The sequence below is a fragment of the Glycomyces sp. NPDC021274 genome (assembly GCF_040641195.1).
Taxonomy (GTDB): Bacteria; Actinomycetota; Actinomycetes; order Mycobacteriales; family Micromonosporaceae; genus Glycomyces.
On sequence record NZ_JBFADC010000010.1, the window covers coordinates 118460 to 142527 of the forward strand.

25 protein-coding genes are annotated in these 24068 nt (G+C 71.1%); 12 read left to right on the plus strand and 13 right to left on the minus strand.

The window, feature by feature from the left end; all coding sequences use genetic code 11:
- The first annotated feature begins 80 nt into the window (after positions 1-80).
- Genes AB0I03_RS20495 through AB0I03_RS20505 form a run of 3 tightly spaced genes read left to right on the plus strand, consistent with a single transcriptional unit; the run spans position 81 to position 1882 of the window.
- Complete coding sequence (locus AB0I03_RS20495) at positions 81-1076, plus strand: NYN domain-containing protein (RefSeq protein ID WP_360415131.1); 996 nt, start codon at positions 81-83, stop codon at positions 1074-1076.
- A gap of 6 nt (positions 1077-1082) precedes the next feature.
- Positions 1083-1292 (plus strand): acyl-CoA carboxylase subunit epsilon, encoded by a 210-nt coding sequence (locus AB0I03_RS20500; RefSeq protein ID WP_360415133.1) that lies wholly within the window; start codon positions 1083-1085, stop codon positions 1290-1292.
- Positions 1289-1882: a nucleoside triphosphate pyrophosphatase gene (locus AB0I03_RS20505; protein WP_360415135.1), complete on the plus strand. Its 594-nt coding sequence runs from the start codon at positions 1289-1291 to the stop codon at positions 1880-1882. The genes AB0I03_RS20500 and AB0I03_RS20505 overlap by 4 nt, the downstream gene beginning before the upstream one ends.
- Positions 1883-1997: 115 nt before the next feature.
- Here AB0I03_RS20505 and AB0I03_RS20510 read toward each other — a convergent pair whose 3' ends face one another.
- Positions 1998-2690 (minus strand): GntR family transcriptional regulator, encoded by a 693-nt coding sequence (locus tag AB0I03_RS20510; protein ID WP_360415137.1) that lies wholly within the window; start codon positions 2688-2690, stop codon positions 1998-2000.
- A 110-nt stretch (positions 2691-2800) separates the two neighbouring features.
- On the opposite strand from AB0I03_RS20510, the gene AB0I03_RS20515 reads away from it, so the two are divergent.
- Positions 2801-3979, plus strand: a complete 1179-nt coding sequence (locus AB0I03_RS20515; protein ID WP_360415139.1) for an amidohydrolase — start codon at positions 2801-2803, stop codon at positions 3977-3979.
- Between the two features lie 100 nt (positions 3980-4079).
- Here AB0I03_RS20515 and AB0I03_RS20520 read toward each other — a convergent pair whose 3' ends face one another.
- Both AB0I03_RS20520 and AB0I03_RS20525 read right to left on the minus strand, forming a co-directional pair.
- Entirely contained in the window at positions 4080-4622 is a 543-nt protein-coding gene (locus AB0I03_RS20520; RefSeq protein ID WP_360415141.1) for a thioredoxin family protein, read from the minus strand.
- Between the two features lie 207 nt (positions 4623-4829).
- Positions 4830-5612 (minus strand): MerR family transcriptional regulator, encoded by a 783-nt coding sequence (locus AB0I03_RS20525; protein WP_360415143.1) that lies wholly within the window; start codon positions 5610-5612, stop codon positions 4830-4832.
- Positions 5613-5706: 94 nt separating this feature from the next.
- On the opposite strand from AB0I03_RS20525, the gene AB0I03_RS20530 reads away from it, so the two are divergent.
- The 3 genes from AB0I03_RS20530 (at position 5707) to AB0I03_RS20540 (ending at position 9118) form a co-directional block, all read left to right on the plus strand.
- The gene (locus tag AB0I03_RS20530; protein ID WP_360415145.1) at positions 5707-6402 is read left to right on the plus strand and encodes a DUF2306 domain-containing protein; all 696 of its coding nucleotides are present in this window, start codon (positions 5707-5709) and stop codon (positions 6400-6402) included.
- Between the two features lie 22 nt (positions 6403-6424).
- A complete protein-coding gene (locus AB0I03_RS20535; RefSeq protein ID WP_360415147.1) occupies positions 6425-6850 on the plus strand; it encodes a GNAT family N-acetyltransferase in 426 nt (141 codons plus the stop codon).
- A 126-nt stretch (positions 6851-6976) separates the two neighbouring features.
- Entirely contained in the window at positions 6977-9118 is a 2142-nt protein-coding gene (locus AB0I03_RS20540; protein ID WP_360415149.1) for a UvrD-helicase domain-containing protein, read from the plus strand.
- 4 nt (positions 9119-9122) lie between these two features.
- Here the strand turns inward: AB0I03_RS20540 and AB0I03_RS20545 are convergent, their stop codons facing one another.
- From AB0I03_RS20545 to AB0I03_RS20555, 3 genes are all read right to left on the minus strand, one after another.
- Positions 9123-9365 carry a hypothetical protein gene (locus AB0I03_RS20545; RefSeq protein ID WP_360415151.1) on the minus strand — a complete coding sequence of 81 codons (243 nt, stop codon included), beginning with the start codon at positions 9363-9365 and terminating at the stop codon, positions 9123-9125.
- Between the two features lie 666 nt (positions 9366-10031).
- On the minus strand, positions 10032-10718 hold the full coding sequence (locus AB0I03_RS20550; protein ID WP_360415153.1) for a lysoplasmalogenase: 687 nt from the start codon (positions 10716-10718) through the stop codon (positions 10032-10034).
- Positions 10719-10756: 38 nt separating this feature from the next.
- A complete protein-coding gene (locus AB0I03_RS20555) occupies positions 10757-11074 on the minus strand; it encodes a hypothetical protein (protein ID WP_360415155.1) in 318 nt (105 codons plus the stop codon).
- Positions 11075-11299: 225 nt separating this feature from the next.
- Between AB0I03_RS20555 and AB0I03_RS20560 the strand changes: the two genes are divergently transcribed.
- Positions 11300-12142, plus strand: coding sequence for a class I SAM-dependent methyltransferase (locus tag AB0I03_RS20560; RefSeq protein ID WP_360415157.1), 843 nt, complete (start codon positions 11300-11302; stop codon positions 12140-12142).
- A 200-nt stretch (positions 12143-12342) separates the two neighbouring features.
- On the opposite strand, the gene AB0I03_RS20565 is transcribed toward AB0I03_RS20560, so the two are convergent.
- The 3 genes from AB0I03_RS20565 to AB0I03_RS20575 are packed head-to-tail and all read right to left on the minus strand — an operon-like array spanning position 12343 to position 14897.
- Positions 12343-12939, minus strand: coding sequence for a histidine phosphatase family protein (locus tag AB0I03_RS20565; RefSeq protein ID WP_360415159.1), 597 nt, complete (start codon positions 12937-12939; stop codon positions 12343-12345).
- A 36-nt stretch (positions 12940-12975) separates the two neighbouring features.
- Positions 12976-13956 carry an L-histidine N(alpha)-methyltransferase gene (gene egtD, locus AB0I03_RS20570; RefSeq protein ID WP_360415161.1) on the minus strand — a complete coding sequence of 327 codons (981 nt, stop codon included), beginning with the start codon at positions 13954-13956 and terminating at the stop codon, positions 12976-12978.
- Between the two features lie 53 nt (positions 13957-14009).
- Entirely contained in the window at positions 14010-14897 is an 888-nt protein-coding gene (locus AB0I03_RS20575; protein ID WP_360415365.1) for a carbohydrate kinase, read from the minus strand.
- A 292-nt stretch (positions 14898-15189) separates the two neighbouring features.
- Between AB0I03_RS20575 and AB0I03_RS20580 the strand changes: the two genes are divergently transcribed.
- Positions 15190-15783 carry a DUF4245 family protein gene (locus AB0I03_RS20580; RefSeq protein WP_360415163.1) on the plus strand — a complete coding sequence of 198 codons (594 nt, stop codon included), beginning with the start codon at positions 15190-15192 and terminating at the stop codon, positions 15781-15783.
- Between the two features lie 127 nt (positions 15784-15910).
- Here AB0I03_RS20580 and AB0I03_RS20585 read toward each other — a convergent pair whose 3' ends face one another.
- From AB0I03_RS20585 to xseA, 3 genes are read right to left on the minus strand one after another with little or no spacing between them, the layout of a single operon-like run.
- Positions 15911-16414: a tetratricopeptide repeat protein gene (locus AB0I03_RS20585; RefSeq protein WP_360415165.1), complete on the minus strand. Its 504-nt coding sequence runs from the start codon at positions 16412-16414 to the stop codon at positions 15911-15913.
- A complete protein-coding gene (locus AB0I03_RS20590) occupies positions 16414-16620 on the minus strand; it encodes an exodeoxyribonuclease VII small subunit (protein ID WP_360415167.1) in 207 nt (68 codons plus the stop codon). The genes AB0I03_RS20585 and AB0I03_RS20590 overlap by 1 nt, the downstream gene beginning before the upstream one ends.
- Positions 16617-17948, minus strand: a complete 1332-nt coding sequence (xseA, locus tag AB0I03_RS20595) for an exodeoxyribonuclease VII large subunit (protein ID WP_360415169.1) — start codon at positions 17946-17948, stop codon at positions 16617-16619. The genes AB0I03_RS20590 and xseA overlap by 4 nt, the downstream gene beginning before the upstream one ends.
- A gap of 56 nt (positions 17949-18004) precedes the next feature.
- On the opposite strand from xseA, the gene AB0I03_RS20600 reads away from it, so the two are divergent.
- Positions 18005-18967, plus strand: coding sequence for a 4-hydroxy-3-methylbut-2-enyl diphosphate reductase (locus tag AB0I03_RS20600; RefSeq protein ID WP_360415171.1), 963 nt, complete (start codon positions 18005-18007; stop codon positions 18965-18967).
- A gap of 131 nt (positions 18968-19098) precedes the next feature.
- Here AB0I03_RS20600 and AB0I03_RS20605 read toward each other — a convergent pair whose 3' ends face one another.
- Positions 19099-20241: a DNA recombination protein RmuC gene (locus AB0I03_RS20605; RefSeq protein ID WP_360415173.1), complete on the minus strand. Its 1143-nt coding sequence runs from the start codon at positions 20239-20241 to the stop codon at positions 19099-19101.
- Positions 20242-20282: 41 nt separating this feature from the next.
- On the opposite strand from AB0I03_RS20605, the gene AB0I03_RS20610 reads away from it, so the two are divergent.
- Both AB0I03_RS20610 and AB0I03_RS20615 read left to right on the plus strand, forming a co-directional pair.
- Positions 20283-21062 carry a hypothetical protein gene (locus AB0I03_RS20610; RefSeq protein WP_360415175.1) on the plus strand — a complete coding sequence of 260 codons (780 nt, stop codon included), beginning with the start codon at positions 20283-20285 and terminating at the stop codon, positions 21060-21062.
- A 264-nt stretch (positions 21063-21326) separates the two neighbouring features.
- Entirely contained in the window at positions 21327-24041 is a 2715-nt protein-coding gene (locus tag AB0I03_RS20615) for a S8 family serine peptidase (protein ID WP_360415177.1), read from the plus strand.
- Positions 24042-24068: the final 27 nt, after the last annotated feature.

A 24068-nucleotide genomic window follows, 5' to 3' on the forward strand; every position in this document is an offset into this window, starting at 1 on the left:
ACCGTCTTATACAGCTGGGGGAAGCGGGACAATTCGTCCCGCCCGACGATTGGGAGTGGGCCATGACACCTTTCGGAGGGATGTTGCCAGGATCGCCGTCCCGGCGGTACGCCATATTGATCGACGTCGGCTACCTCTACGCGGCGGCGGCGGAGCTCCTGCTCGACGCCACCTCCCGCCGCGACTACCGCGTCGATGCCGAAAAGCTCATCAAATCCCTCATCGAACGCGCCGCCCACCACCTCTCCGACGGCGAACTGCTGCGCCTCTACTGGTTCGACGCCGCCCGCGACCGCGTGCCCACCGTCGACCAGCGCGTCATCGCCAACATGGAGTTCGTCAAAGTCCGCCTCGGGAACCTCAACTCGCGCGGCCAGCAGAAGGGCGTCGACGCCCAGATCCGCTCCGACCTGGAACTGCTCGCCCGCCACCACGCCGTCCACGAGGCCATCCTCCTCGCCGGCGACGAGGACATGGTCCCCGCCGTCGAGGTCGCCCAGGCCTACGGCGTGCGCGTCCACCTCTGGGGCGTCGAACCGCCGTACGGCACCAACCAGGCCGAGCGCCTGGTGTGGGAGTCCGACACCGTCGCCACCATCGAAGCCGAGGACCTGCGGGCGTACTTCACCAAGAGCGGCACCGCCGCCGCGGCCACGTACAGCATGGTCGGCGCGCCCATCACGCAACCGGAACCGCGCGTGCCCAGCCCGGCCGCGGTCTTCGGCCAGCGCCAGTCCGTGGCCGTCACCATGAACGCCGCCGAGGCGCTGGCCCAAGCCGAGTCCGCTCGGCCGAAATTCGTGCGGACCACGCAGACCGGCGAGAAGCTCGACCCCGAGACGGTGCGCCAGATCGGGGAGTACGTGGGCCACAAATGGCTCCTGACCAGGGGCGCCGACAACATAGCGGATCTGCTCCCGGGCCCGCAGCTGCCCACGGTCATCGACAAGGAGCTGCTGGTGGAAGCCGAGAAGGAACTCGGTTACTCTCTACGCGACCACCCGGAAGCGCGGATCTGGGTCCGCGACGGCTTCTGGGAGCGGGTGCACCGCGAATTCGATATCGACGAGGAGTAGTTCTCGATGAGTCTGGAACTCAAGGTCGTCCGTGGCAACCCCACAGATGAGGAGCTCGCCGCGCTGGTCGGGCTGATCACGGCCCTGCCGCGCCCGGTCGAGGAGTCCGAGGCCCCGAGCCGCCGGGCCGCCTGGTCGAACCCGGGGCTGAAGCTGCGGGTGCGCCGGACCTGGCGCGACACGTCGGTGCCGGCCCGCAGGGGCATGGACCGTTGAGCCGCCCGTTCGTTCTGGCATCGCAGTCGCCCGCTCGGCGGGAGCTGCTGAAGGCGGCCGGGATCGAGCCGCAGGTGATCGTCTCCGGTGTGGACGAGAGCCAGGTGATGGGCCACGACCCGGCCGAGCTGGCGGCGACGCTCGCGGAGATGAAGGCGAACGCGGTCCTCAACCTGGTGGGCCCGGATTCGCTGGTGCTGGGGTGCGATTCGGTGCTGCACTTCGGGCACGAGATCCTCGGCAAGCCCGGCGGGCCGGAGGAGGCGACGTCGCGGTGGAAGCGGATGCGCGGGAATTCGGGCACGCTCTACACCGGGCACTGCCTGATCGACGTGGCCGCCGACCGGCAGATCGTGCGTTCGGCGGGCACGGTCGTGCACTTCGCGGAGGTCTCCGATGAGGAGATCGCGGCGTACGTGGCGACGGGGGAGCCGCTGCACGTGGCCGGCTCGTTCACGCTCGACGGCTACGGTTCGGCGTTCATCGACCGCATCGACGGCGACCCGGGCACGGTGATCGGCCTCTCGATGCCGTTGCTGCGCAACATGCTCGGTGAGCTGGAGATCGCGTTGCACACGCTTTGGCGTTAGCCGCCGGGGCTGCGGCTCGGCGCGTAGGGCATGCCCCTTCCCACCCGCATCCGCCTCCGACCAACCGAAAAGGACCACACTCCCACACGGGTCCGACATCTAGCGTATTCGCAGGTCAAGGGCATACAGGCGGTGGTAAGGCGCCGACGCGGCGGCGGCGGGTCTTCGTGGCCTCGATCGCGTCCACCGCTTCGAGCCGCCAGCGGCGCGTCGCCTCCAGGGTCGGATCGCGCCCGTCCTCGATGTGCGCCAAGGCGATCGCGGCGGCCCGGTCGGGGTCGGCCGCTTCGAGCGCTTCGAGGAGCTCGGCGTGCTCGAGGCGCTGGCGGTCGGGGTCACGTTCGGCGGACAGGTGGAAGAGCCAGCGCATGCGCGCTTCGAGCGGCTCCATGATCTGGGCGAGGAGCGGGTTGTTCGCGGCGGCCGTGATCTCGCGGTGGAAGGCGGCGTTGGCCTCGGTGAGCGCTTCGGGGTCGGTCCGGGGGCGGACGCAGTCACGCAGGCGGGCCAGGGCTTCGGGGCCGGCTCCGGTAGCGGCGAGGCGGGCGGCGAGCGGTTCGAGTCCGGCGCGCACGTCGAGGAGGTCCTGGATGTCCTTCGGGGTGGGCACGGTGACGATGCTGCCCTGGCCGGGGACGGTGGTGACGAGGCCGTCGGCGGCCAAGCGCTGCAATGCCTCCCGCAGGGGGATGCGGGAGACCTCGAACTCGGCGGCGAGGTCGCGTTCGATGAGTCGCGCTCCGGGCTCGAGGGCGATGGTGACGATGCGCTCGCGCAGGGCCTGGTAGACCTGTTCGGCTCGGGTCATGACCCTTCTCTCTCCACGGCCCGGCCGGTGGCCGGGTGTCGGTCAACGGTATACGGTCGCCTCTAGTGGTATACCGCTATTGGCGGGAACTGAGGCGAGAGGATCTTGACATGACCGACCTGCTGCTGCGCGACGCCCGGCTCTGGGGCCGCGAGGGACGCACCGACCTCCTGGTCCGCGACGGCAGGATCGCCGCCGTCGAGGACTCGCTGGAGAGCGAGGGCGCGGTCGTCGAAGACCTCGCCGGCGCCGTCGTCATCCCCGGCCTCGTGGACGCCCACGCCCACGTCGACAAGACCCTCTGGGGCGGCCCCTGGGTGCCCCGCACCGCCGGCCCCGGCCTCGCCGCCGCGATCGCGTACGGCGCCGAGCGCCGCGCCGAGTTCGGCATCCCCAACCCCGACTTCATCACCGCGCTCCTCACCGACATGGTCGTCTCCGGGACCACCCACGCCCGCTCCCACGTGGACATCGACCCGGGGATCGGCATCGGCGCCGTCCACGCCGTGCGCGAAGCCGTCGAGCGCCTCGCCGGGCGCATCGACGTCGAGCTCGTCGCCTTCCCGCAGACCGGCATCCTCGCCGGCCCCGGCACCGCCGAACTCCTGGACGAGGCACTCAAGGCCGGCGTCAAGTCCATCGGCGGCATCGACCCCGAAGGCTTCGACGGCGACGCCGAACGACACCTCGACCTCGTCTTCGCCCTCGCCGAGAAGCACGGCGCCGAGATCGACATCCACCTCCACGACGGCGGCGACCTCGGCATCCGCGAGTTCGACATGATCATCGAGCGCACCCGCGCCCTCGGCTACACCGGCAAGGTCGTCATCAGCCACGCCTTCGCCCTCTGCGACGCCGACGACGCCACCCGCGCCCGCCTCATCGCCGACCTCGCCGAACTCAGGATCGGCCTCACTTCCGTGGCGCCCAAGAAGATCCTGCCGCTGCGCGAACTCGACGAGGCCAGCGTGACGATGGGCATCGGCAACGACGGCGTGCGCGACCTGTGGAGCCCCTACGGCACCGGCGACAACCTGCAGCGCACCCAGTGGTTCGCCCGCAACGCCGGCTTCAGCAGGGACGCCGACATCGAACTGGCCCTGGAGGCCGCGACCTTCGGCGGCGCGCGCCTGCTCAAGCTCGACGGCTACGGCCTCGCCGTCGGCGACACCGCCGATCTCGTCGCCGTCGCCGGACGCAACCCGTCCGAGGCCGTGCTCGAGCACCACCAGCGCAGGCTCGTCGTCAAGAACGGCACCGTGGTCGCCCGCGACGGCGCACTCGTCTGAACCGCAGGTCAACCGGCTCGCCGGGCCACTGCACGTCCCCGGGCGCTGAACGACTGCCTCGCCCGGCCTCGGGACGACTACCGTCGCTGCCGCTGAACGGCTACGACCGCCACTTGATGCCGCAACCGGTCGACGGGTAGTGCGGCTCGGGCACCGGCTCGCCGCGGCGGACCAGCTCGATCGCGCCGGCCAGGTACTCCCCGGTGACGGGCACGCCGTTGCCGGGGGTCGAGCCGTCGAACGCGCCCCGGTAGGCGAGCGTGCGGTCGGGGCCGTACAGGAAGAAGTCCGGGGTGCAGACCGCGCTGTAGGCGCGCGCGACCTCCTGCGACTCGTCGACCAGGTACGGGAACGTCCAGTTCGCGCGCGCCACCTGGTCGGCGAGGCCCGCGGGCGCGTCGTCGGGGTAGTTCACGGCGTCGTTCGAGCAGATCGCGGCGACGTCCAGATCCGCCTGCCCGGCGGCGAACGACCCGAAGGCCTGCTCGAGGTGGCGCACGTAAGGGCAGTGGTTGCACACGAACGCGACCAGCAGCATCGGCGCGTCGAAGCTCGCGAGCGACCGCACCTCGCCCTCGAGGTCCGGCAGCGAGAATTCAGGGGCGGGCGTGCCGAGCGGCACCATGTTCGAGTTGAGGGCCAAGGGAATCGCACTCCTCACTAGTCGGACGACCACCCCATCGTAAGGGGCCGCCCGAGAAGTGCGGCGGGGCTCCAGGCCAGGTGATTGGAGCCCCGCCGCGGGCCGTCGCGACTACCCCACTTCGTCGGACGGCCTCCTGGTGATGGCGGCAAAGTCTCTCGTCGAGCAGGCTTGGTCTTCGCCGCCGCGCCACCGGGGTGCGTGGAATCAGCGTAGAACCGCCCAATCGACTTGCACAGTCCAAAACCCGACAAGTGCAGACATTGCCATCTGCGCATGGGCGGTGCTCGCGCCGGGCCCGGACGGTCCGGCATGACGGTCCCTTGTGGATAAGGAATGCTCGCGTTCGACTGGATGGTCATCGGGCCCTTTGAACTCGCGGCCGGAGACTTCGACTTGGGCGATGCGCCGGAGGGTCGTGAAGAGCGCGTCGCCGAGCACCGTTCCCACGATCATCGCCTCGAGAATCTCGTCGCGGTCCCCGCGCTGCATGAGGAGGCGGATGTCGGCCTCGGCCACCTGCTCGGCCGCGAGCGCGTACCGGTCCTCGTGCTCGACGAGGTCGGCGAGGCCGAGGAGGCGCAGGCGCCCGATGACGTCGGCGAGCGTCCGCAGGTACTCGTGGCTCTGCGGGATCCGGTTCCAGCCGCGGCGGCGCACGATCGCCAGGGCCGTCTCGAGATCGGCGTCCTCGGGCTCGTCGACCGGCGCGCGGTGGCTGAAGAGGGCCCGGCTGGCGACGCCGAGGGCGCTGTCGAGGTCGCGGCGCGGGTCCTCGACCTCGGCGAGGACTTCGCGGACCTTGGCGATCGGGAGCGCGCCGGTCTCGACCAGCGACCGCACCAGCCGCAGCCGCCGCACGTGCTCCTCGCCGTAGCTGACCTGGTTGTGCCCGGTCCGCTCGCCGCCGCCGACGAGGCCTTCGCGCACGTAGTACTTGATCGTGGCCACCGGGACCCCGGTCCTGGCGCTGAGCTCTCCGATTCGCATGCGTCCTTCATACCCGAGCGGTGGTGGCGCCTTGCCCGAATTAGTGATAGCGTCACTATCGATAGTGTAACTCCCAACGCTTGGGGCACCCCTCATGAGCGCCACCCTCACCGCCCCGAAACGATCCGGATCGCGACGCGGCCGCATCGCCGTCGCCGTGGTCGCGATCGCCAGTGTCGCGATCGTCCTCAGCGCCGTACCGCCCTACCTCGCGGGGGTGGAACCGCGCGTGGGCATCCGCGACGACGTGCCGATCCACCTGCCGGTCCTCATCGCCCATGCCGCCGCCGGGGGCATCGCGCTCCTGGTGGGCCCGTTCCAGTTCTTCGGCTCGATCCGCCGGAGGCACCCGCGGGTCCACCGCGTCCTCGGCCGCGTCTACCTGCTCGGCGGCATCCTCCCGGGCGCGCTCACCGGCATCGTCGTGGCCGTGCTGACCACGGCCGGGCCGATCGCGCTCGTCTCGTTCGTGGTCCTCGACGTGTTCTGGCTCTACACGGCCGTGCGCGCCTACCGGGCCGTGCGGGCCCGCGACTTCGCCGCGCACGAGCGGTGGATGCTGCGCAGCATGGCCGCGACCTTCGCCGCCGTGACGCTCCGGGTCTACCTGGGGCTGTTCATCGCCGTGCAACTGCCGCTGCTCGACGGGTTCTACGGCGGCGACTTCGACGCGCTCTTCAGCGTCGCCTACACGGGCGCGATCGTCGGCTCGATCGTGCTCAACCTGCTGTTCATCGAGATCTACCTGCGCCGCAAGGGGAGCCCGAGGATTTCGGCTGGCGCGGCCTGAACGGCGGGCATAGGTTGGACCGATGAGCGACGCGTACACGATCTCCTCGGACCCCGACCGCCTCGATCGCGAGTGGATCCACAAGGTCATCTCCACCGACACGTACTGGGCGATGGGCCGCACCCGCGAACGCAGCGACTTCGCCATCGACCACTCGCTCCCGTACGGCCTCTACGACGGGGACGGCCGCCAGCTCGCGTTCGCGCGGCTGGTCACCGACCAGGCGTACTTCGCGTGGCTCAGCGACGTGTATGTCGACCGGGAGGCGCGCGGCAAGGGCCTGAGCAAGCGGCTCGTCGCGCACATCGTGGCGGAGGCCCAGCGGATGGGCCTCAAACGGGTCCTCCTGGCGACCGCCGACGCCCAGGGCCTGTACCGCCAGTTCGGGTTCGAGGAGATCGACGACGACTACTCGTGGATGTACCTGGTGCGGCCCGCGCAGCCTTAGGGCCTGTCCTCGGCGGACCCGCCGTCACCCCCAGGGTGCGCAAGCACTCCCTCGTCCATGATCGGCGGACGGGTGTCGCCGCGACACGCTAAGCTGGTGCGTTCCCGAATTCGAGCGAGGAGCGCAGTGTCCCAGGAACCAGGCCCCGCCGACGCCCAGCACGACCAGGACGTCGACACGACGCATGCCGTCCCCGTCCCCGATCCGGCCAGCACCCCCGAGCAGGAGATCGCGATCGAGCAGGGCTTCGTCGACCGCGTGTACGCGCGCGTCGACGTGCTCCGCGGTGAAGCCGAAGGCAACCGCGACTCCGGCTACGCCCATCTCGCCGCCACCGTGCCCGGTGCGCGGTACGAACGCGACGTGTTCGTCTTCCAAGCCGCCCGCCGCATCGCCGACCTCGACTCCCAGCACGAAGGACTCGTGTTCGGGCGCCTCGACTTCGACGACGGCAAGGTCCGCCACGTCGGCCGCCTCGGCGTGCGCGACGAGGAGTACCGCACCCTCCTGGTCGACTGGCGCGCGCCCGCCGCCGCGCCGTTTTACCGCGCCACCGCCGTCGACCGGCAGGAGGTCGCGCGGCGCCGCGTCATCCGCTCTTTCGGCCGCACGGTCGAGGAGATCAGCGACGACCTGCTCAATGAGGACGCCGGCGAGCGCCTCCCCGTGATCGGCGACGGCGCGCTCATGGCCGCCTTGGGCCGCAAGCGGACCGGGCGGATGCGCGACATCGTCGCCACGATCCAGGCCGAGCAGGACGCCGCCATCCGCGCGCCCGGCCGTGGCGCCACGATCATCACCGGCGGGCCCGGCACCGGCAAGACCGTCGTGGCCCTGCACCGCGCCGCGTTCCTGCTCTACCAGGACCGCAGCCGCTACGAGGCCGCCGGCATCCTCGTCGTCGGCCCCTCGGCCGTGTTCATGAAGTACATCGGGCGGGTCCTCCCCAGCCTCGGCGAGGAGACCGCCGCCCTGTACTCGCTCGGCGAGCTGTACGCCGGGGTCGAGGCCACCCGCCAGGACCGGCCGGAGGTCGCGGCCGTCAAGGGCGGCACCGTGATGCTCCCGATCCTGCGCCGCCTCGTGCGCCAGACGCCGCCCGGCGCCCCGCACGAACTGCGCATCGTCTACCGCGGCGACGTGTTCACGCTCGACGCCGCCGAGCTCGCGGCCGCCCGCGCCCGCGTCTTCGAGAAGGAGCCGCGCCCGAACCTCGCCAAGACCGAGGCGGGGCGCGCGCTCCTGGTCGCCTTGTGGCGCAAGATCAAACCGGTCATCGAAGAGGCCGAGCCGGCGAAGTTCTCCCGCGACGTCGGCTCGCGCGGGGAGTTCCTCACCTTCCTCGACCACTGGTGGCCCGACCTCGACCCTTCCGACGTGCTCGGCTGGGGCGGCGACGTCCGCCGCCTCGCCTCCGCCGCCGAAGGGCACATGAAGAAGGAGGCGATCGAGGGCGTCGCCGCCTCGCTGCGCGAGACCGACTTCTCGATCCCCGACGTGGCGCTCCTCGACGAGCTGCGCATCCTCCTCGGCGTGAAGCCCCAGCCCCGGGGCCGCGACCGCATCCGGTCGTGGGACGGCATCCAGGAGGTCTCCACCGCCCAGGACCGCTACTACGACCGGCCCGAGCGGCAGGCGCGCGACGCGTTCTACGAGGACTACGCGCACGTCATCGTCGACGAGGCCCAGGACCTCTCGCCCATGCAGTGGCGGATGCTCGGGCGCCGCGGGCGCGGCGCCGGATGGACCATCGTCGGCGACGAGGCCCAGTCCAGCTGGCCGCGGCCGAGGGAGAGCGCCGACGCCCGCCGCCGCGCCGTCCCCAGCGGGCGAATCCACGAGTTCCACCTCACCAAGAACTACCGGAACTCCAAAGAGGTCTTCGAGTACGCCGCCGACTGGGCCAAGCCGCGCCTGCGCAACATCGACCTCCCCGAGGCCGTGCGCGAGACGGGTGTCGAGGTCGTGGAGAAGACGGTCGCGGCTGACGCGCTCCTGCCGGAGGTCGCGGGCGCCGTCGTCCAGGCCCTCGACGCCGTCGAGGGCACGGTCGGCATCATCGCGCCCTACGACCGGCACGCCGAACTCGGCGACATCGTCCATGATGGACGTGTGACCCTGGTGGGCCCCTTGGAGTCCAAGGGCCTCGAATGGGACGCGGTCATCGCCGTGGACCTCGAAGCCGTCGCCAAGGCGCACGGCGCGGGTGTCGCGTACGTGGTCCTCACCCGGGCCACGCAGCGCCTCACCAGGATCGACCTGGCCTGAACGGTCAGCCCTCGGGGGTGTCCTGGCCGCGACGCCGGTCGGACCTCCTGAGGGCGTAGATGAAGAGGGCGGCCACGAGAATCCCCGGTCCCATGTGGACCAGCAGCACGCCGATGAGGCTCGGGCCGCCCCAATCGTCCTCGTAGCTCGACGGATCGCCGAAGTCGATCACGAACGGCTCGATCAGTGCCCGGACGATGAAGTAGCCGCCGATGACGAAGGCGAGCAGCCACAAGACGCGTTTCATGACTCGACTCTAGTGCGGTGTGCCCTCCTTGCGAAGGTCTCGCAAGCGCAGTCCTCGCTGCCCCGCGCATCGCCGGATCCCCTCGCCTGGGTTCTCGTCTCAGGCTTGAGGACTCGGTGCCCGCGGCTTCAAGCGGGCGGCGATGGAGGAGGCCGGTCGGGGCGGGCCTTTTGCCTTGGGGCGGTGCGGGTCCGGGGCCGGGACGAGGAACGTGAAAGCTTTCGCATCGTGTGGGTGATGCGGACTTGCCTCGATATCTGGACAATTGAGAGTACGTACAGGGATACGGAATCCGTGTAGGTGAACGAGATGGTGGTAAGCAGACTACGACATAAGCCTCTGGCCATCTGCCTGCATTGCACGGACGTCGAGACCGGTGCCGGGCCATGAAGAGCCCGGTGTCACTCGGCCACGGCCCTTGCGATACCGCCCGGTGGTCCCACCTCATGGCAAGAGCCGCCTAGATGGCGGCTTGGTCGGCTCGGTCGACTGCGCCAGTCGGGCGCTGCTGAAGTTTGCGTGGCGCCCGGTGCACTGAGTAGTGCCGTCGCTGCTATGAGCTTCGCAATGGGGCGCCAAACCAGGTTCGGGCGGTCCTCAGCGGATACCGACTGCCACAGCCGGAACCGCCGGAGCCGAGGATCGCGGCGATGTTGACCAGCGCGTTCACGCTGCCGCCTTGCGGGGGAGGGCTTTGACGGTGCCGAGGACCAGGAGCAGTTGCGCCGCCGCGTAGGTCGCCATCACCGTTTGGGACTGGAGGGGGAAGTCGACGCCGGCCACGCCCAGGCCGAGGACCAGGTCCGAGACCACGAAGAGCGCTCCGCCGAGCCCGGCGAGGCGGTTGAGGCCGGTCGCTGCCGCGGCCATCGCGACCAGTAGGAGACTGTAGACCGCGACCGGCATGGCGAGGTCCCCGAGCCGCGGCCACAGGACGATGTTGGCGCCCGACCAGACCGCCAGATAGCAGGCGGGCGCGAGGAAGCGCCCGCGCAGCGGCAGCACTCCCGATCGGATGAAGACCGCGATGTACGTGAGCTGCATGAGGCTGAACAAGCCCATGCCTGTCAGGAACGCGGGCGTGCCGTCGACCAGCAGCGCGATGTCGGCCGCGCAGGCCAGGAGCAGGCCGAGGCCGAACAGGCGAGCCGGGCGCATGCCGGGCGGGGTCGCGACGATGAGGTGGGCGAGGAGCAGGAGCGCCAGCGCGGGCTTGGACGCCCAGCGGAGCTCACCGAGGTGCAGGCTGATCGCGGCGAGGTCCACCGCGATGGCGATCGCGAAGGCCCACAACCAGAAACGCGCGGGGAAGCGCACCAGGACCGAGCGGATGACCATGAGGGGAGGGTTCATGGGTGCCGGAGCCTATCAGAGCCCCCGCCGGCCGCGGACTAGTTGAGGGTCAGGCCGTTGATCGTCTCGGCCTGCACCACGTTCTTCGGCGCGCCGCCGTGGAAGTTGTTCTGGAACTTCACGTTCGTGATCTGGATCGGGCGGCCGACGATCCCTTCGAGCTCGGAGCGGAACACCGGGTCCGCTTCGCAGGTCTGCTCCAGGACCGCCGCCTCGATCTCGGCGGGCGCGTCGCCGCCGAAGCGCTTGCGAACCAGGTCGACGACCTTGCGGGTCACGTCGGCGCCGTTCTGCGCCAGCACCTCCGCGGCTTTTCCGGCCGCGGCGGTAGCGATCGTGAGGAGTATCGGATCCATGGGGCACCCTCCGTTCAAGGCCTCCACCGAGCGTACCGGTATGGGGCCATGGGCGAGGTCCACCGGAGCGCCACCGACGCCGAGCGTCGTGAGGAACGCGGCCTCTTGACCACAACTGGTTCGAGCGGGCGAACGTCAACGCGACCCCGCGCGGCTGGAAAAAGCGCTGGCGCTCTACGAGTCGATCGGCGATGCTGGCGCCGATGCGATACGGAATCTGCTCCAATGACCACTGACGCCGCCGACTGGGAGTGGGACGAGACCCTCTTCGCCGGCAGCGCCGCCCACTACAGCGTCGGCCGGATGCCCTATCCGACCGCCCTCGCCGAGGCCGTACGCGACGCACTCGGCCTCGACGGCACCGGCCGACTGCTCGACGTCGGCTGCGGCCCGGGCTCACTGACCCTCGAGCTCGCGCCGCTGTTCGCCTCCACTGTGGGCGTCGACCCGGACGCGGGCATGCTCGCCGAAGCCGCACGCCGGGCCGAGGAGGCCGGACTCACCGGCATCGCATGGCTTCAGTCCCGCGCCGAAACGCTGCCCGAGGACCTGGGCGTCTTCCAGGTCGTGGCCTTCGCGCAGTCCTTCCACTGGATGGACCGCCTGCTCGTCGCCGACCGCGTCCGCAAGCTGCTCGACCCCGCCGGGTACTGGATCCACGTCGGCGCCACCACGCACCGCGGCGCGGACGACACCGCGTCGCTGCCGCACCCGGCCCCGCCCTGGGACCGGATCAGCGAACTCGTCGCGGCCTACCTCGGGCCGGTCCGCCGCGCCGGACAGGGCTACCTGCCGGGCGGCACCGCCGGCGGCGAAGAGGACATCATGCGGCAGGCCGGATACACCAAGGTGACCCGCATCCAGGTCGACGACGGCCGGATCTTCGAACGGAACGTCGACTCGGTCGTCGCGGCGGTGTTCTCCCTGTCGAGCTCGGCACCGCACCTGTTCGGAGAGCGCCTGCCCGCCTTCGAGAGGGAACTGCGGGGCCTGCTGACCGAAGCGGCCCCTGACGGCTGCTTCTCGGAGCGCGAGGTGCCGACCGGCGTCGTCATCTGGCGTCCTTAACGAACCTCCCGCAGCTGCAATCGTCGCGGTAGCGGTGCCGCCTGGGCCTTGGAATACGGGCCCCAGGTCGAGGAGACCACGACGAGACGCTGATGCGGCGCGACCCCCAAAGAGCGGCGTGGCGCGGCGTCAAGCTGAGCGTGCGGCCGAGTCACCTGGGGGACAAGCGGTTTCGGGGCGAGACGGCGCGCCGTGCGGCGTCACCATGCGCCGCTCGCGGCCGCCGGCGTGAGGTTCCACAGCGTGATCGCGTGGTGCTCGTGCTCGTAGCCGAGGGCGGCGATCGAGGCGGTGTCGATCTTGAACTCGCGGCCGTCGCGGGCCGGCCGGCCGAGCCAGCGGGCCGCCGCGACGCGGAGGCTGTGGCCGTGGGCGAAGAACGCGACATCGCCGTGTTCCAGGAGCGTTTCGGCCTCGGCGAGGGCGCGGTCGAGGCGGGCGGTGACGGCTTCGGCCGTTTCACCGCCGTGGCCTCTGCCGCCGTCGGTCCAGAGCGACCAGTCCGGGTTCTCGGCCGCGATCTCCTCGCTGGTACGCCCCTCATAGTCGCCGTAGCCCCATTCGGCCAGGTCGGGGACGACCGCGGTGACCGCGAGGCCCGCCAGCTCGGCGGTGACGAGCGCCCGTCTGCGCGGGCTCGACCAGACCGCCGCGAACTCGCGCCCGGAGAGCAGCGGTGCGAGCGCTTTCGCCTGCGCCACACCGTTCTCGGTGAGTTCGAGGTCGGTGACGGACGTATGCTGGCCCGACGCGGACCAGGTGGTCTCGCCGTGGCGGATGAGCACGATCTCTCCCATGGCGACCACCTTAATCCGGCCCGACGCCGAACGCCTCTAGATCGCGCGGGCGAGGAACACGCCCATGTACCCGTGCTCGTCGGTCCAGCAGCGGGTCGTCGCGAATCCGCTGGCCTGGAGCTGGTTCTCGAGTTCGCCGCGGTGGAACTTGGTGGAGATGCCGGTGTGGATCTCCTCGCCGACCCTGAACGCGATGTCGAGCGCGAGCGCCGAGACGTCCACCTTCATCGGCTTCATGGCGCGCAGGCGCATCTCGATGGTGGCGGTGTCGTTGTCCCACAACGCGATGTGCTCGAAGTTGTCCGGTTCGAAATCGGCGTCGAGGCGGTGGTTGAGGACGTACAGGACGTGCCGGTTGAACTCCGCGGTCACCCCGGCGGCGTCGTTGTAGGCCGCGAGGATCACCTCCGGGTCCTTCACGAGGTCGGCGCCGAGCAGGAACCAGTCGCCGGGGCGCAGGGCCTCGCGCAGGTCGCTCAGGAACTGGCTGCGCTCCATGCCGGTGAAGTTCCCGAAGGTGCCGCCGAGGAACGCGACGAGCCGCATGTCGTGGTGGTCGGGCAGGTGCGCGAGGTGGAGGGTGAAGTCGCCGATGATGCCGCCGAGACGGGCGTCCGGGTAGGCCGTGGCCAGTTCGAGGAGCACGTCCCGGACCTCGCCCTCGGCCACGTCGAAGGGCCAGAACGCGTCGAGCCGGCCGGCCTCCGCGAGCGCGCCGAGGAGCGGCCGGATCTTCTCGGCCCGGCCCGCGCCGAGCTCGATCACCGAGACCGGGTCGGCGCCGAGCGCGTCCGCGATCTCCGCCGCCCGGTCGTGGAGGACCGCCCGCTCGCTGCGGGTCTGGTAGTACTCGGGCTGGCGGGTGAGCTCGGCGAAGAGGATCGACCCGCGGCCGTCGTAGTGCAGGCGCATGGGCAGGTGCTTGGGGTGCGCGGTGAGGCCCCGCCGGACGTCGCTGCGCAGCGACGCGTCGAGGTCGGACGCGTCGAGGCAGATACGCAGTTCAGGAGCAGGCACACCACGATCTTATGTCGACTTGAGGCGTGTTGCGCCTCAGTGAACGCGCTGCGTCACGGCGCGCCGGGGACGGTGCACGCCTGGGCGGCGATCTGGCTCGCGTAGCGCAGGGCCGCGGCGACCACGGACCGGTTGCCCCAGGCGGGGACGCGGTCGAGGCGCATCCAGCCCGCCGAGGTCAGCCAGCCGATGAGCCCGGAAGTGAACGCGTCGCCCGCGCCGATGGTGTCCACGACGTCGACCTGCGGGGCCGTCATCTCCGTGGTGTGGCTGCGGTGGAAGGCCACCGAGCCCGCGTCGCCGAGGGTGACGACCACAAGCTCGGGGCCCGCTTCGAGCCATTTGCGGGCGATCTCGTCGACGGCGGTGCCCGGGTAGAGCTGGGCGAGGTCGCGTTCGGAGACGCGCACGAGCGTGGCGAGGCCGACCAGGCGCTCAGTGCGTTCCAGGACCTTCGCGTGGTCGCCCATGGCGCCGAGGCGGATGTTCGGGTCGAAGGAGACCGGGACGGCGCGGCGGGCGCGGTTCACCCAGTGCTCGATGGCGTGGGCGGACGGCTCGAGATAGGCGGCGAGCGACCCGAAGTGGAGGAGGTCGACCTGCGCCGGGTCCGGCTTGGGGAGTGCGCGCGACTCCCAGGCGAAGTCGGCGGTGCCGGTCGTCCAGTAGTCGTATTCGGCGCTGCCGTCCTCGTGGACGATCGCGAGGCCCAGAGTCGAGGGCAGATCGGTGCGGAGCAGCCAGTCGCGGTGGACGCCCGCGGCGATGTGGCGGCGCCAGACCTGGCGGCCGAAGTGGTCGCCGCCGACGGCGCCGACCAGCGCGGTCGGGATGCCGCGCCGGGCGAGCGCGACGGCGGTGTTCGCAGGTCCGCCGCCGCAGGTTGGTCGGAGCTGGCCGCCGGGGGCTGGGACGAGGTCGATGATGTTCTCGCCTGCCACGAGGATCAAAGGGGGGCTCCTTCCATGGGCCGCGGGTACCGCTGCGGAGAGGGTATTCCAGGGGCCGGACGGCCCGGAAGTCGGATTCGCGTCGCGGTGTGCGGGCGCGTCCGGGTTGCGGCCGGGCCAAGGAGGCTGGCGGGCTCGGTCGCGGGCGGGAGCAGGGCCAGCGCCCGGGGCTTGCGGGCCGAATCCGGCGCGGACGGACGCCGGGGCCCGGGCGCGGGCTTCTTGCGCCACGCCGGGGCGGGGCGGTGGGGCGGGTGGCGGGGCGGTCGTTCAGGATGGAGGCATGTCCACCGAAGAGGTCAAGGTCGAAGCCGAGGTCGCGGACGGCACGGTCGTGAATGAAGCCGTCGCGAACGCCGACGCGGCCAAGTCCGCGCGCCCCAAGCAGCGGCGCATGCGCGACATGGCGATGTCGATGGCCGTGCTGCTGGTGCCGATCGGCCTGTTCTACGTCGGCTGGCAGTGGGTGGCCGCGGACCGGCAGGTCAGTGTGGTCGACACGAGCGCGAACTACACCACCGCGGCGAGTCTCGGCCTCGCGGTGATCGAGCCCGAGCTCAGCGACGAATGGAAGGCGATCTCGACCGACCTCGCGGTCGACGGCGAGACCGTCACGCTCCGGACCGGCTACTACTCGCCGGAGGGCAACGGCCTCCAACTCTCGGAGACCAACGGCACGGCCACCGACGTCAACGAGAACCTCACCGGCACCGGCACCCCGGTCGAAGCGGCCGGAATCCAGTGGGCCGCATACGAATCGGAGAACGGCGAGACCTGGGTGGCCGAGATCGACGGCGAGACCGTCGTGCTCAGCGCCGAACCCGACGGCGTCGGCGACCTCACCGAACTCGCCGAAGGCGTCGCCGCCGCCTCCTAGGACCTGGCCACTGAAGCCGGCCAGCTCACGACACGGTCGGCACTTCGCGGGTTGCTTCGGCGTCCCAAGCGCCCCGCTCGTTGACGGGGCCGCCGCGATCGACGGCGCTCGCGAGGCGAACGCGCCCTCAGCGGCCGTCCTCTGGCTGCTCGGCCACAAGGGCGCCCGCGTAGTAGCGCAGCGCGCGGGCGTACTGGCTCAGGCTCGCCGACTCGGCGCGGTCCAGCGTCAGGTGCAAGAGCGCCGCGACCGCGTCCCGCGGCCGCTCGTCCTCGAGCAGGGCGAGGGCCAGGAACGCGCGGGCCGCGTCGTCGTCGAACCGTTCGACCGCCTGCTCCAGAGCCGCCACCGCCTCCTTGTTCCGGCCGAGGTTGCGCAGGGTGCTGCCGTACTGGATCAAGCCCTGGCGCAGCAGGTCGCCGTCGAGCCCGGCGGCGAAGGCCCGTTCGTACACCGGGGCGGCCTCGGCTTCGCGGCCGGCGAAGTCGAGCGCGCTGGCGTACTCGAAGACCGCGCGGGCGTGCTCGGGGTTGGCGTCGAGCAGGTCGCGGAAATAGGCGATGGTCGGTTCGGGACTGTCGCTGTCAGCGGCGGCCCATCCGGCGTCGAACGCCTGGTCGAGATCGGTCATCAATCCTCGTCTTCCGCGTCGGGTTGCGTCCGCGCCCGCAGGCGCTCCCTTGCGCCTTCGAGGTGGGACTGGCACAAGTCTGCCAGCTTCTCGCCCCGCTCCCACAGCGCCAGCGACTCCTCCAATGTGGCCCCGCCGGCTTCGAGCCGTTCGACCGTGGCCACCAGTTCCGCGCGGGCCTCTTCGTAACTCAACTTGTCGCTCACTGCTCGTCCTCCCTCGTGTGCACCACAGCGGCCCGCAGCGATCCCGCCGCCAGCCGCACCTCGATCGCCTCGCCCGCATCGGCCGCTTCCCGCAGCACCGCACCCGTCTCGGTGTCCGTGACGATCGCGTAGCCCCGGTCGAGCGTCGACTGCGGCGACAGCGTGCGCAACCGCGCCCGCAGGTGCTCCAGGTCGTCCGTCGACCGCTCGAGCCGCGAGTCGACGCGGGCGCGCATGCGGTGCCGGAGGTTCGCGAGCACCTCGCCGCGCGCCTCCAGCATCGTCTCGGGCCGCGCGAGCACCGGGCGGGCGCGCATCGCCGCGAGCCCGTCGGTCTCGCGGGTCAGCATCACGTTGAGCGCCTGGCGCAGCCGGGTGCGGCTGATGTTCAGGCCGCGCTGCTCCTCCGCGAGGTCGGGGACGACCTTCTTGCCGGCCTCGGTGGGGGTCGAGGCGCGCCAGTCGGCCACGTAGTCGAGGATCGGCGTGTCCGGTTCGTGCCCGATCGCGGAGACCACGGGGGTGACCGCTTCGGCGACCGCGCGGCACAGCGTCTCGTCCGAGAACGGCAGCAGGTCCTCCATCGAGCCGCCGCCGCGGGCGATCACGATGACCTCCACGTCAGGGTCGCGGTCGAGCTCGGCCAGCGCCGCGCACACCTCGGTGACCGCGCGCGGCCCCTGGACGGCGACCTCGCGGACCTCGAAATCGGCGGACGGCAGGCGGGCCTTCGCGTTCTTCAGCACGTCGCGCATCGCGTCCGAGGCGCGGCCGGTGATGAGGCCGATCCGGTAGGGCAGGAATGGCAGCGGCTTCTTGCGCTCGGCCGCGAAGAGGCCTTCGGCGGCGAGCAGCTTCTTGAGGCGTTCGAGGCGGGCGAGGAGTTCGCCGAGGCCGACCTGGCGGATCTCGCGCACATGCAGCGAGAGCGACCCGTTCTTGTCCCACCACTGGGCCTGGGCGCGGATGACGACCTGCGCGCCGTCGCGCAGGGGCGGCTCGCAGGCGGCGACCGCACCGGTGAAGTCGACGACCCGCATCGAGACCTCGGCGGACGGGTCGCGCAGGGTGAGGTAGACGGTGCGGCCGCGGTGGCTGATCTCGGTGATCTGGCCTTCGGTCCACACCTCGCCGAGGCGGGCGAGCCAGTCGCCGATCTTCTTCGAGACGACCCGCAGCGGCCAGGGGTTCTCGGCGCTCATCGGCGCGCCCGGTCCCGTCGCGCCCGGTCGCGAGGCGGAGCCGGACCGGGCCGGGGCTCCCGGCTGCTCCGGGGCGCCGGGTCGTTCCGCGGTGCTGTCGGTGGCGCTGCTCGCTGCGTCGGTCACGTGGCCAGACTAACTGCAGGGTGTGACGAAACCGGGCGGCCGGATACCATCGAGGCGTGGCAGACCCGAAGCGAGTGTTGTTGGCCAAGCCGCGCGGGTACTGCGCGGGCGTGGACCGGGCCGTGGTGACCGTCGAGAAGGCGCTGGAGCTCTACGGCGCTCCGGTGTACGTGCGCAAGGAGATCGTGCACAACCGGCATGTGGTGGAGACCCTCGCCGGCAAGGGCGCGGTGTTCGTGGAGGAGAACGAGGAGGTGCCGCCGGGTTCGGTGGTGGTCTTCTCGGCGCACGGCGTGGCGCCCGAGGTGCACGACCAGGCGGCCGCGCGCGGCCTGAAGGCGATCGACGCGACGTGCCCGCTGGTGACGAAGGTCCACAAGGAGGCCGTGCGGTACGCCGAGGAGGACTTCGACATCCTGCTCATCGGCCACGAGGGCCACGAGGAGGTCATCGGGACCTCCGGCGAGGCGCCCGAGCACATCCAGCTCGTGGACGGGCCCGACGCGGTCGACCAGGTCACGGTGCGCGACCCCGCGAAGGTCGTGTGGCTCTCGCAGACGACGCTCTCGGTCGACGAGACCATGGAGACGGTCGACCGCCTCAAGAAGCGCCTGCCGATGCTCCAGAGCCCGCCGAGCGACGACATCTGCTACGCGACGCAGAACCGCCAGCAGGTCGTCAAGGACATCGCGGACGAATGCGACGTGATGCTCGTGGTCGGCTCGAAGAACTCCTCGAACTCGGTGCGGCTGGTCGAGGTCGCGGTGCAGCACGGCGCGAAGACCGGGCACCTGATCGACTTCGCGCACGAGATCGACGAGGCATGGCTCGAAGGCGCGTCCACTGTGGGCCTTTCGTCGGGGGCCTCGGTGCCTGACAACCTGGTCCAGGACGTGCTCGCGCACCTTGCCGAACGCGGCTTCACGAATGTGGAGGAGTTCGAGCCGGTGACCGAGAAGATCGCCTTCTCCCTCCCGCGCGAACTGGCGAAGGACCTGAAGGCCGCCGGCCGCGCCTGAGCGCGGGGACCTCTTTCGGGTGACAGTTCCGTTTACGACGGTAAGAATGCGGGTTTTCTGTCGGACCGCCGCGTGAGACTTGAATCGGGGTCGCCCCCCTGGGAGGGCGGGGGACTGCCCGGGGAGTTCGACTAGGGCCGGAGGTCCGGGGCGGCCGCGTCCCAAGTCGGCTTTCGCGTCGGCGTGATCACCGGCGCCGGGGACTCCGGCGCCTCGCCCGCGACCTCGAGCTCGCTGAAACGCCTCGCGGTCACCAGCAGCCGCGACTCGACGCTCGCCACCGCCGCGTTGTACGACCCCACCGCCGCGTCCAGCGACGAACCCAGCCGCGAGAAATGCCCCGCCACCGCGCCGAGCCGCTCGTGCAGCTCCCGCCCCAGCTTGTGCACCTCCTTGGCGTGCAAGGCCAGCGCCTCCTGCCGCCACGTGTGCGCCACCGTCCGCAGCAGCGCCATCAGCGTCGCAGGCGAAGCGATCACGACACCCCGCGCGAACGAGTCCTCCAGCAGCGCCGGGTCGCCCCGCAGCGCCGCGTCCAGGAACGCGTCCGCCGGCACGAACAGCACCACCATCTCCGGCGTGTCCTCGAACGCCCGCCAGTACTCCTTGCCCGCCAACGACTCCACATGCCGCCGCAGATGCTTCGCGTGCAACCGCAGCAGCTGGTCCCGCCCCGCCTCGTCCTCCGACTCCAACGCCTGCAGATACGACTGGAGCGGCGCCTTCGCGTCCACGACGAGCGTGCGCCCGCCCGCCAACCGCACCACCAGGTCCGGGCGCACCCCGCGCCCGTCCACCAGCCCCGAGTGCTGCTCGGAGAAGTCGCAGTGCTCGACCATCCCCGCCGCCTCCACGATCCGCCGCAACTGCACCTCGCCCCACTGGCCGCGCACCTGCGGCGACCGCAGCGCCCCCAGCAGCCGCCCCGTCTGCTCCCGCAGGTCCTCCGAGGTCTCCGCGACCCCCGAGAGCTGAATCCGCAACTGCGCGTACGCGTCCACGCGGGCCCGCTCCACATCGCCGAGCCGCGTCTCATAGCGCGCCAACGTCTCCGCGATCGGCGCGAGCACCTGCCCGACGGCCTGCCGCGAATGGTCCGTCGCCTCGTACGCGACCGCCTTCAACGTCGCCTCGAGCCGCTGCTCGTTGTCCGCCGCGGCCTCCAGCCGCGCCGTCGCCGCCGCCAACTCCGCACTCTGGCGCGACCGCCCCGCGAACCAGCCGCCGAAACCGCCCGCCGCCAGGCACACCACTGCCAATAGGACCCACGTCATACGGGCCAGTGTAGGCGGGTGACCACGGGTACAGTCGGTACATGGAGCTGTGGTTGACCCTGCTGGTGGTCGCGATCCTCGTCATCTTCTTCGTGGTGCAATCCAATCGAAGACGCGCCGAAGCCGAACTCGCGGACGCCGAGGCCGAGGCCCGGCGCCTCTACGAGCGCCTCGGCGGCCAGACCATGAACCTCATCGCCCCCGGGGACAACCTCCCCGCGGGCCAGGCCCTCGCCGACGCCGGCGAGCGCTACACCGCCGCGGGCTCCCAGCTCGAATCGGCGCGCACCATCAACCAGTACCGGCTCGTCGCCGAGACCGCCATCGAAGGCCTGCTCTACGCGCGGGCCGCCCGCACCGCGATGGGCATGGACCCCGGCCCGGAGATCCCGTCGATGGTCGGCAAGCGCCGCACCGGCGCGCTCACCGAACCGGTCAGCGCCGAGGTCGAGGGCCGCACTTACACCGGTTCGCCGGACCCGAGCGACGAGAACCGCCACTACTACCCGGGCGGCCGCGTCGAGGGGCGCCCCGTGCCCGCGGGCTGGTACAACACGCCGTGGTGGCAGCCCGCGCTGGCGGGCGCTGCGGGCGTGTTCGTCGGCATGATGGTCTTCGACGCGATGATCGCCCCCGCTTACGCGATGGGCGCGGTCGAGGGCGGCGACCAGAGCGGCGGCGACTCCGGTGGCGATGCCGGCGGTGACGCCGGTGCGGACGGCGGGGACGCGGGCGGCGACTCCGGCGGCGGCGATTACGGCGGCGGGGACTTCGGCGGAGGCGGCGACTTCGGTGGCGGCGGCGACTTCGGCGGGTTCTGACCGCCCTGACCTGGCTCTACCAGCCCTGAACCGCAACGCGGTTCAGGGCTTTTGCGTGCCCTGATACCCGCGCCGCGAATAATCTCCCGTGCCTAAAACGTGACGCATGCAACCGTCCCGGTCTTTCGAGGCGTACCGATTTTGGGGTCGCCAAAGTGGAGCTACCCCAGCGAACCTGTCCATAGTCACCAAATTCATGCCTCTCGGAGACCACCCCCGGTCTCGCGGCCGGCACCGCGGGGCCACCCCCAACAAGGAGAGTTCGTGACAGTTGCACAGCGGCGTTCACGCCGCATTCTCGCCGCCGCCTTCGCCGGCGCGCTCATCCCGGCCGCGGTCGCCACCGGCGCCGCCGCCCAGGAGTCCGAGACCGAGATCCTCATCGAGGAGAAGGTCGCCCCCGAACTGCTCGAGGCGATCGACGACCAGGGCGACGCGGAGCTGTGGCTCCTCTTCGCCGGCTCGCCCGACTACAGCACCGCGCTCGCCGCGGACACCAAGGAGGCCAAGGGCACCGCCGCGGTCGAGGCCGCCGAGGAGTACGCCGAGCAATCGCAGGCCGACGTGCTCGCCGCGCTCGACGAGGCCGGCGTCGATTACGAGTCCTACTGGGGCGCGGCCACGGTGAAGGTCGTCGGCGACGCCGACCTGCTCGCCGAGCTGGTCGCGTTCGACGAGGTCGAGGCGGTCGTGGCCGCGCCCGACTACGCGGCGATCGAGCCGATCGCCCCCGACGGCAAGCCCGAGAACGACTTCCAGACCTGGGACGCGGTCCAGCAGGCCGCCGTCGAGTGGGGCGTGGAGGACGTGGGCGCGCCCGAGGTGTGGGAGCAGGGCTTCACCGGCGAGGGCATCGTCGTGGCCAGCATCGACTCCGGGGTCCAGTACGACCACCCGGCGCTCGTGGAGCAGTACCGCGGCAACAACGGCGACGGCTCCTTCACGCACGACTACAACTTCTACGACATCCAGGACGTCTGCGCGGGCGACGCGCCCTGCGACGACGACGGCCACGGCACCCACACGATGGGCACCATGGTCGGCTCCGAGGGGATCGGCGTCGCGCCCGGCGCGGAGTGGATCGCCGTCAACGGCTGCTGCCCCGACATCGAGACGCTGATCCTGGCCGGGCAGTGGCTCGCCGCGCCCACCGACTCGGAGGGCCGCAACCCGGACCCGTTGAAGGCCCCGCACGTGGTCAACAACTCGTGGGGTTCGACCATCCCGGGCTACGACCCGATCTACGCGGAGGTCGTGGACCTGTGGCACGCCTCGGGCATCATCCCGGTGTTCGCGGCGGGCAACAACGGCTCCGCGTGCCTGACGATGAGCAGCCCCGGCGTGTACGAGAACGTGATCGCCGTCGGCGCTTACGACGAGGACCACGAGATCGCCGACTTCTCCTCGCGCGGGCACGGGATGAACGGCGTCCTGAAGCCGGACATTTCGGCTCCGGGCGTGAACGTCCGCTCCGCGCTCCCCGGTGACGAGTACGGCCTCGGCGACGGGACCTCAATGGCCACACCGCATGTGGTGGGCGCGATCGCGCTGCTCATGTCGGCGTCGCCGTCGCTGGAAGGCGATTACGACGCGGTCTACGAGACGCTGACCGGCACGGCCGTCGACACCGCTGACGACCAGTGCACCGGCGACAAGGAGGCCAACAACGTCTACGGGCACGGCCGCGTCAACGTCGAGGACGCCGTGGACGAGGCCCCCGCGGGCAAGTTCGGGGCGCTCTCGGGCGAGGTCCGCGACCAGGACGGCGAGCCCGTCGCGGGCGTGCGCCTCGTGTTCGAGGGCGCGGTGGTCCGCGAGGCCACCACGGGCGCCGACGGCACCTACGAGTTCACGCGCATCCCGGCCGGGCGCTACCACGTGACGGCCTCGAAGTTCCTGTACGAGACGGTCCGCGGCTCGGTCCGCATCAAGAACAACGGCGAAGCCGTGTTCGACGCCGAGCTCCAGAAGGAGGCGACGCAGGTCGTCGAGGGCACGGTCGTGGACGGCGGCGGGCACGGGTGGGCGCTCGACGCGACCGTGTCGACCGCGGGCGACGAGGCGGTCGCACAGACCGACCCGTTCACCGGCGCGTTCAGCATGGAGATCCCGGCCGAGGGCGAATGGCCGCTCACCGTCGAGACCGCTTACGCCGGATACGAAGTGGTCACCGTCGATCCGGCCGACGCGGGCCTGGTCGAAGTGCCGGTCCTGCCCGGCTGCCTGGCCCCCGGTTGGGGTTCGGAGGTGCTCGACGAGGCCTTCGAGTCGCGGGCGCTCCCCGCGGGCTGGGAGGTCGTGGACCGCGGCGAGACCGCCGGCTGGGTCTTCGACGACCCGTTCGAGTACGGCAACCAGACGCCGGGCTCGGGCGGCTTCGCGGAGGCGAACTCCGACGCGGCCGACCCGGACCACCTGGTCGACACCGACCTGATCACGCCGGTGTTCGACCTGAGCGCGGCCGAGGACCCGACCCTGTCGTTCGCGAGCTTCTTCGTCGACGGCGGGATCGGCTCCGAAGCGGCAGTGCACATCTCGGTCGATGAGGGCGCGACCTGGGAGCAGGTCTGGCACACCACCGAGGACCTGGAGGCCACGGTCGAGTCCGTCGACCTCGCCGCCTGGGCCGACCAGAGCGCCGTGCAGCTGAAGTTCCACTTCAACGACAACGACACGTGGGCCTACTGGTGGATGGTCGACAACGTCCGCATCGGCTGCGGCGAACTCGAAGGCGGCCTCGTGCGCGGCACCGTGACCGACGCGGCCACGGGCGACCCGATCGAGGGCGCCGTCGTCACCGACCCCGCCACGGGCAGGGCCGCCACGACCGGGGCGGACGGCTCGTACGTCCTCTTCACCGACGCCGGACCGGCGAGTCTCGAAGCGGGCCTTGCAGGATGGACCACCGGCGCTGCCGAAGCCGAAGTGGAGGCCGACGCCGTAGTGGCCGCCGACTTCGCGTTGGAGGCCGACGCCTGACCTGAGTGAACGGCAAGGGGCTCGCGC

Excerpts from the sequence above, each read along its gene's own strand:
- AB0I03_RS20500 (WP_360415133.1), top strand. The coding sequence starts at position 1,083 with ATGAGTCTGGAACTCAAGGTCGTCCGTGGCAACCCCACAGATGAGGAG.
- AB0I03_RS20550 (WP_360415153.1), bottom strand. The coding sequence starts at position 10,718 with ATGAACCCTCCCCTCATGGTCATCCGCTCGGTCCTGGTGCGCTTCCCC.
- AB0I03_RS20560 (WP_360415157.1), top strand. The coding sequence starts at position 11,300 with ATGACCACTGACGCCGCCGACTGGGAGTGGGACGAGACCCTCTTCGCC.
- AB0I03_RS20515 (WP_360415139.1), top strand. The coding sequence starts at position 2,801 with ATGACCGACCTGCTGCTGCGCGACGCCCGGCTCTGGGGCCGCGAGGGA.
- AB0I03_RS20610 (WP_360415175.1), top strand. The coding sequence starts at position 20,283 with ATGGAGCTGTGGTTGACCCTGCTGGTGGTCGCGATCCTCGTCATCTTC.
- AB0I03_RS20565 (WP_360415159.1), bottom strand. The coding sequence starts at position 12,939 with ATGGGAGAGATCGTGCTCATCCGCCACGGCGAGACCACCTGGTCCGCG.
- AB0I03_RS20585 (WP_360415165.1), bottom strand. The coding sequence starts at position 16,414 with ATGACCGATCTCGACCAGGCGTTCGACGCCGGATGGGCCGCCGCTGAC.
- AB0I03_RS20525 (WP_360415143.1), bottom strand. The coding sequence starts at position 5,612 with ATGCGAATCGGAGAGCTCAGCGCCAGGACCGGGGTCCCGGTGGCCACG.
- AB0I03_RS20535 (WP_360415147.1), top strand. The coding sequence starts at position 6,425 with ATGAGCGACGCGTACACGATCTCCTCGGACCCCGACCGCCTCGATCGC.
- AB0I03_RS20510 (WP_360415137.1), bottom strand. The coding sequence starts at position 2,690 with ATGACCCGAGCCGAACAGGTCTACCAGGCCCTGCGCGAGCGCATCGTC.
- AB0I03_RS20545 (WP_360415151.1), bottom strand. The coding sequence starts at position 9,365 with ATGAAACGCGTCTTGTGGCTGCTCGCCTTCGTCATCGGCGGCTACTTC.
- AB0I03_RS20605 (WP_360415173.1), bottom strand. The coding sequence starts at position 20,241 with ATGACGTGGGTCCTATTGGCAGTGGTGTGCCTGGCGGCGGGCGGTTTC.
- AB0I03_RS20495 (WP_360415131.1), top strand. The coding sequence starts at position 81 with ATGTTGCCAGGATCGCCGTCCCGGCGGTACGCCATATTGATCGACGTC.
- AB0I03_RS20580 (WP_360415163.1), top strand. The coding sequence starts at position 15,190 with ATGTCCACCGAAGAGGTCAAGGTCGAAGCCGAGGTCGCGGACGGCACG.
- AB0I03_RS20555 (WP_360415155.1), bottom strand. The coding sequence starts at position 11,074 with ATGGATCCGATACTCCTCACGATCGCTACCGCCGCGGCCGGAAAAGCC.
- AB0I03_RS20530 (WP_360415145.1), top strand. The coding sequence starts at position 5,707 with ATGAGCGCCACCCTCACCGCCCCGAAACGATCCGGATCGCGACGCGGC.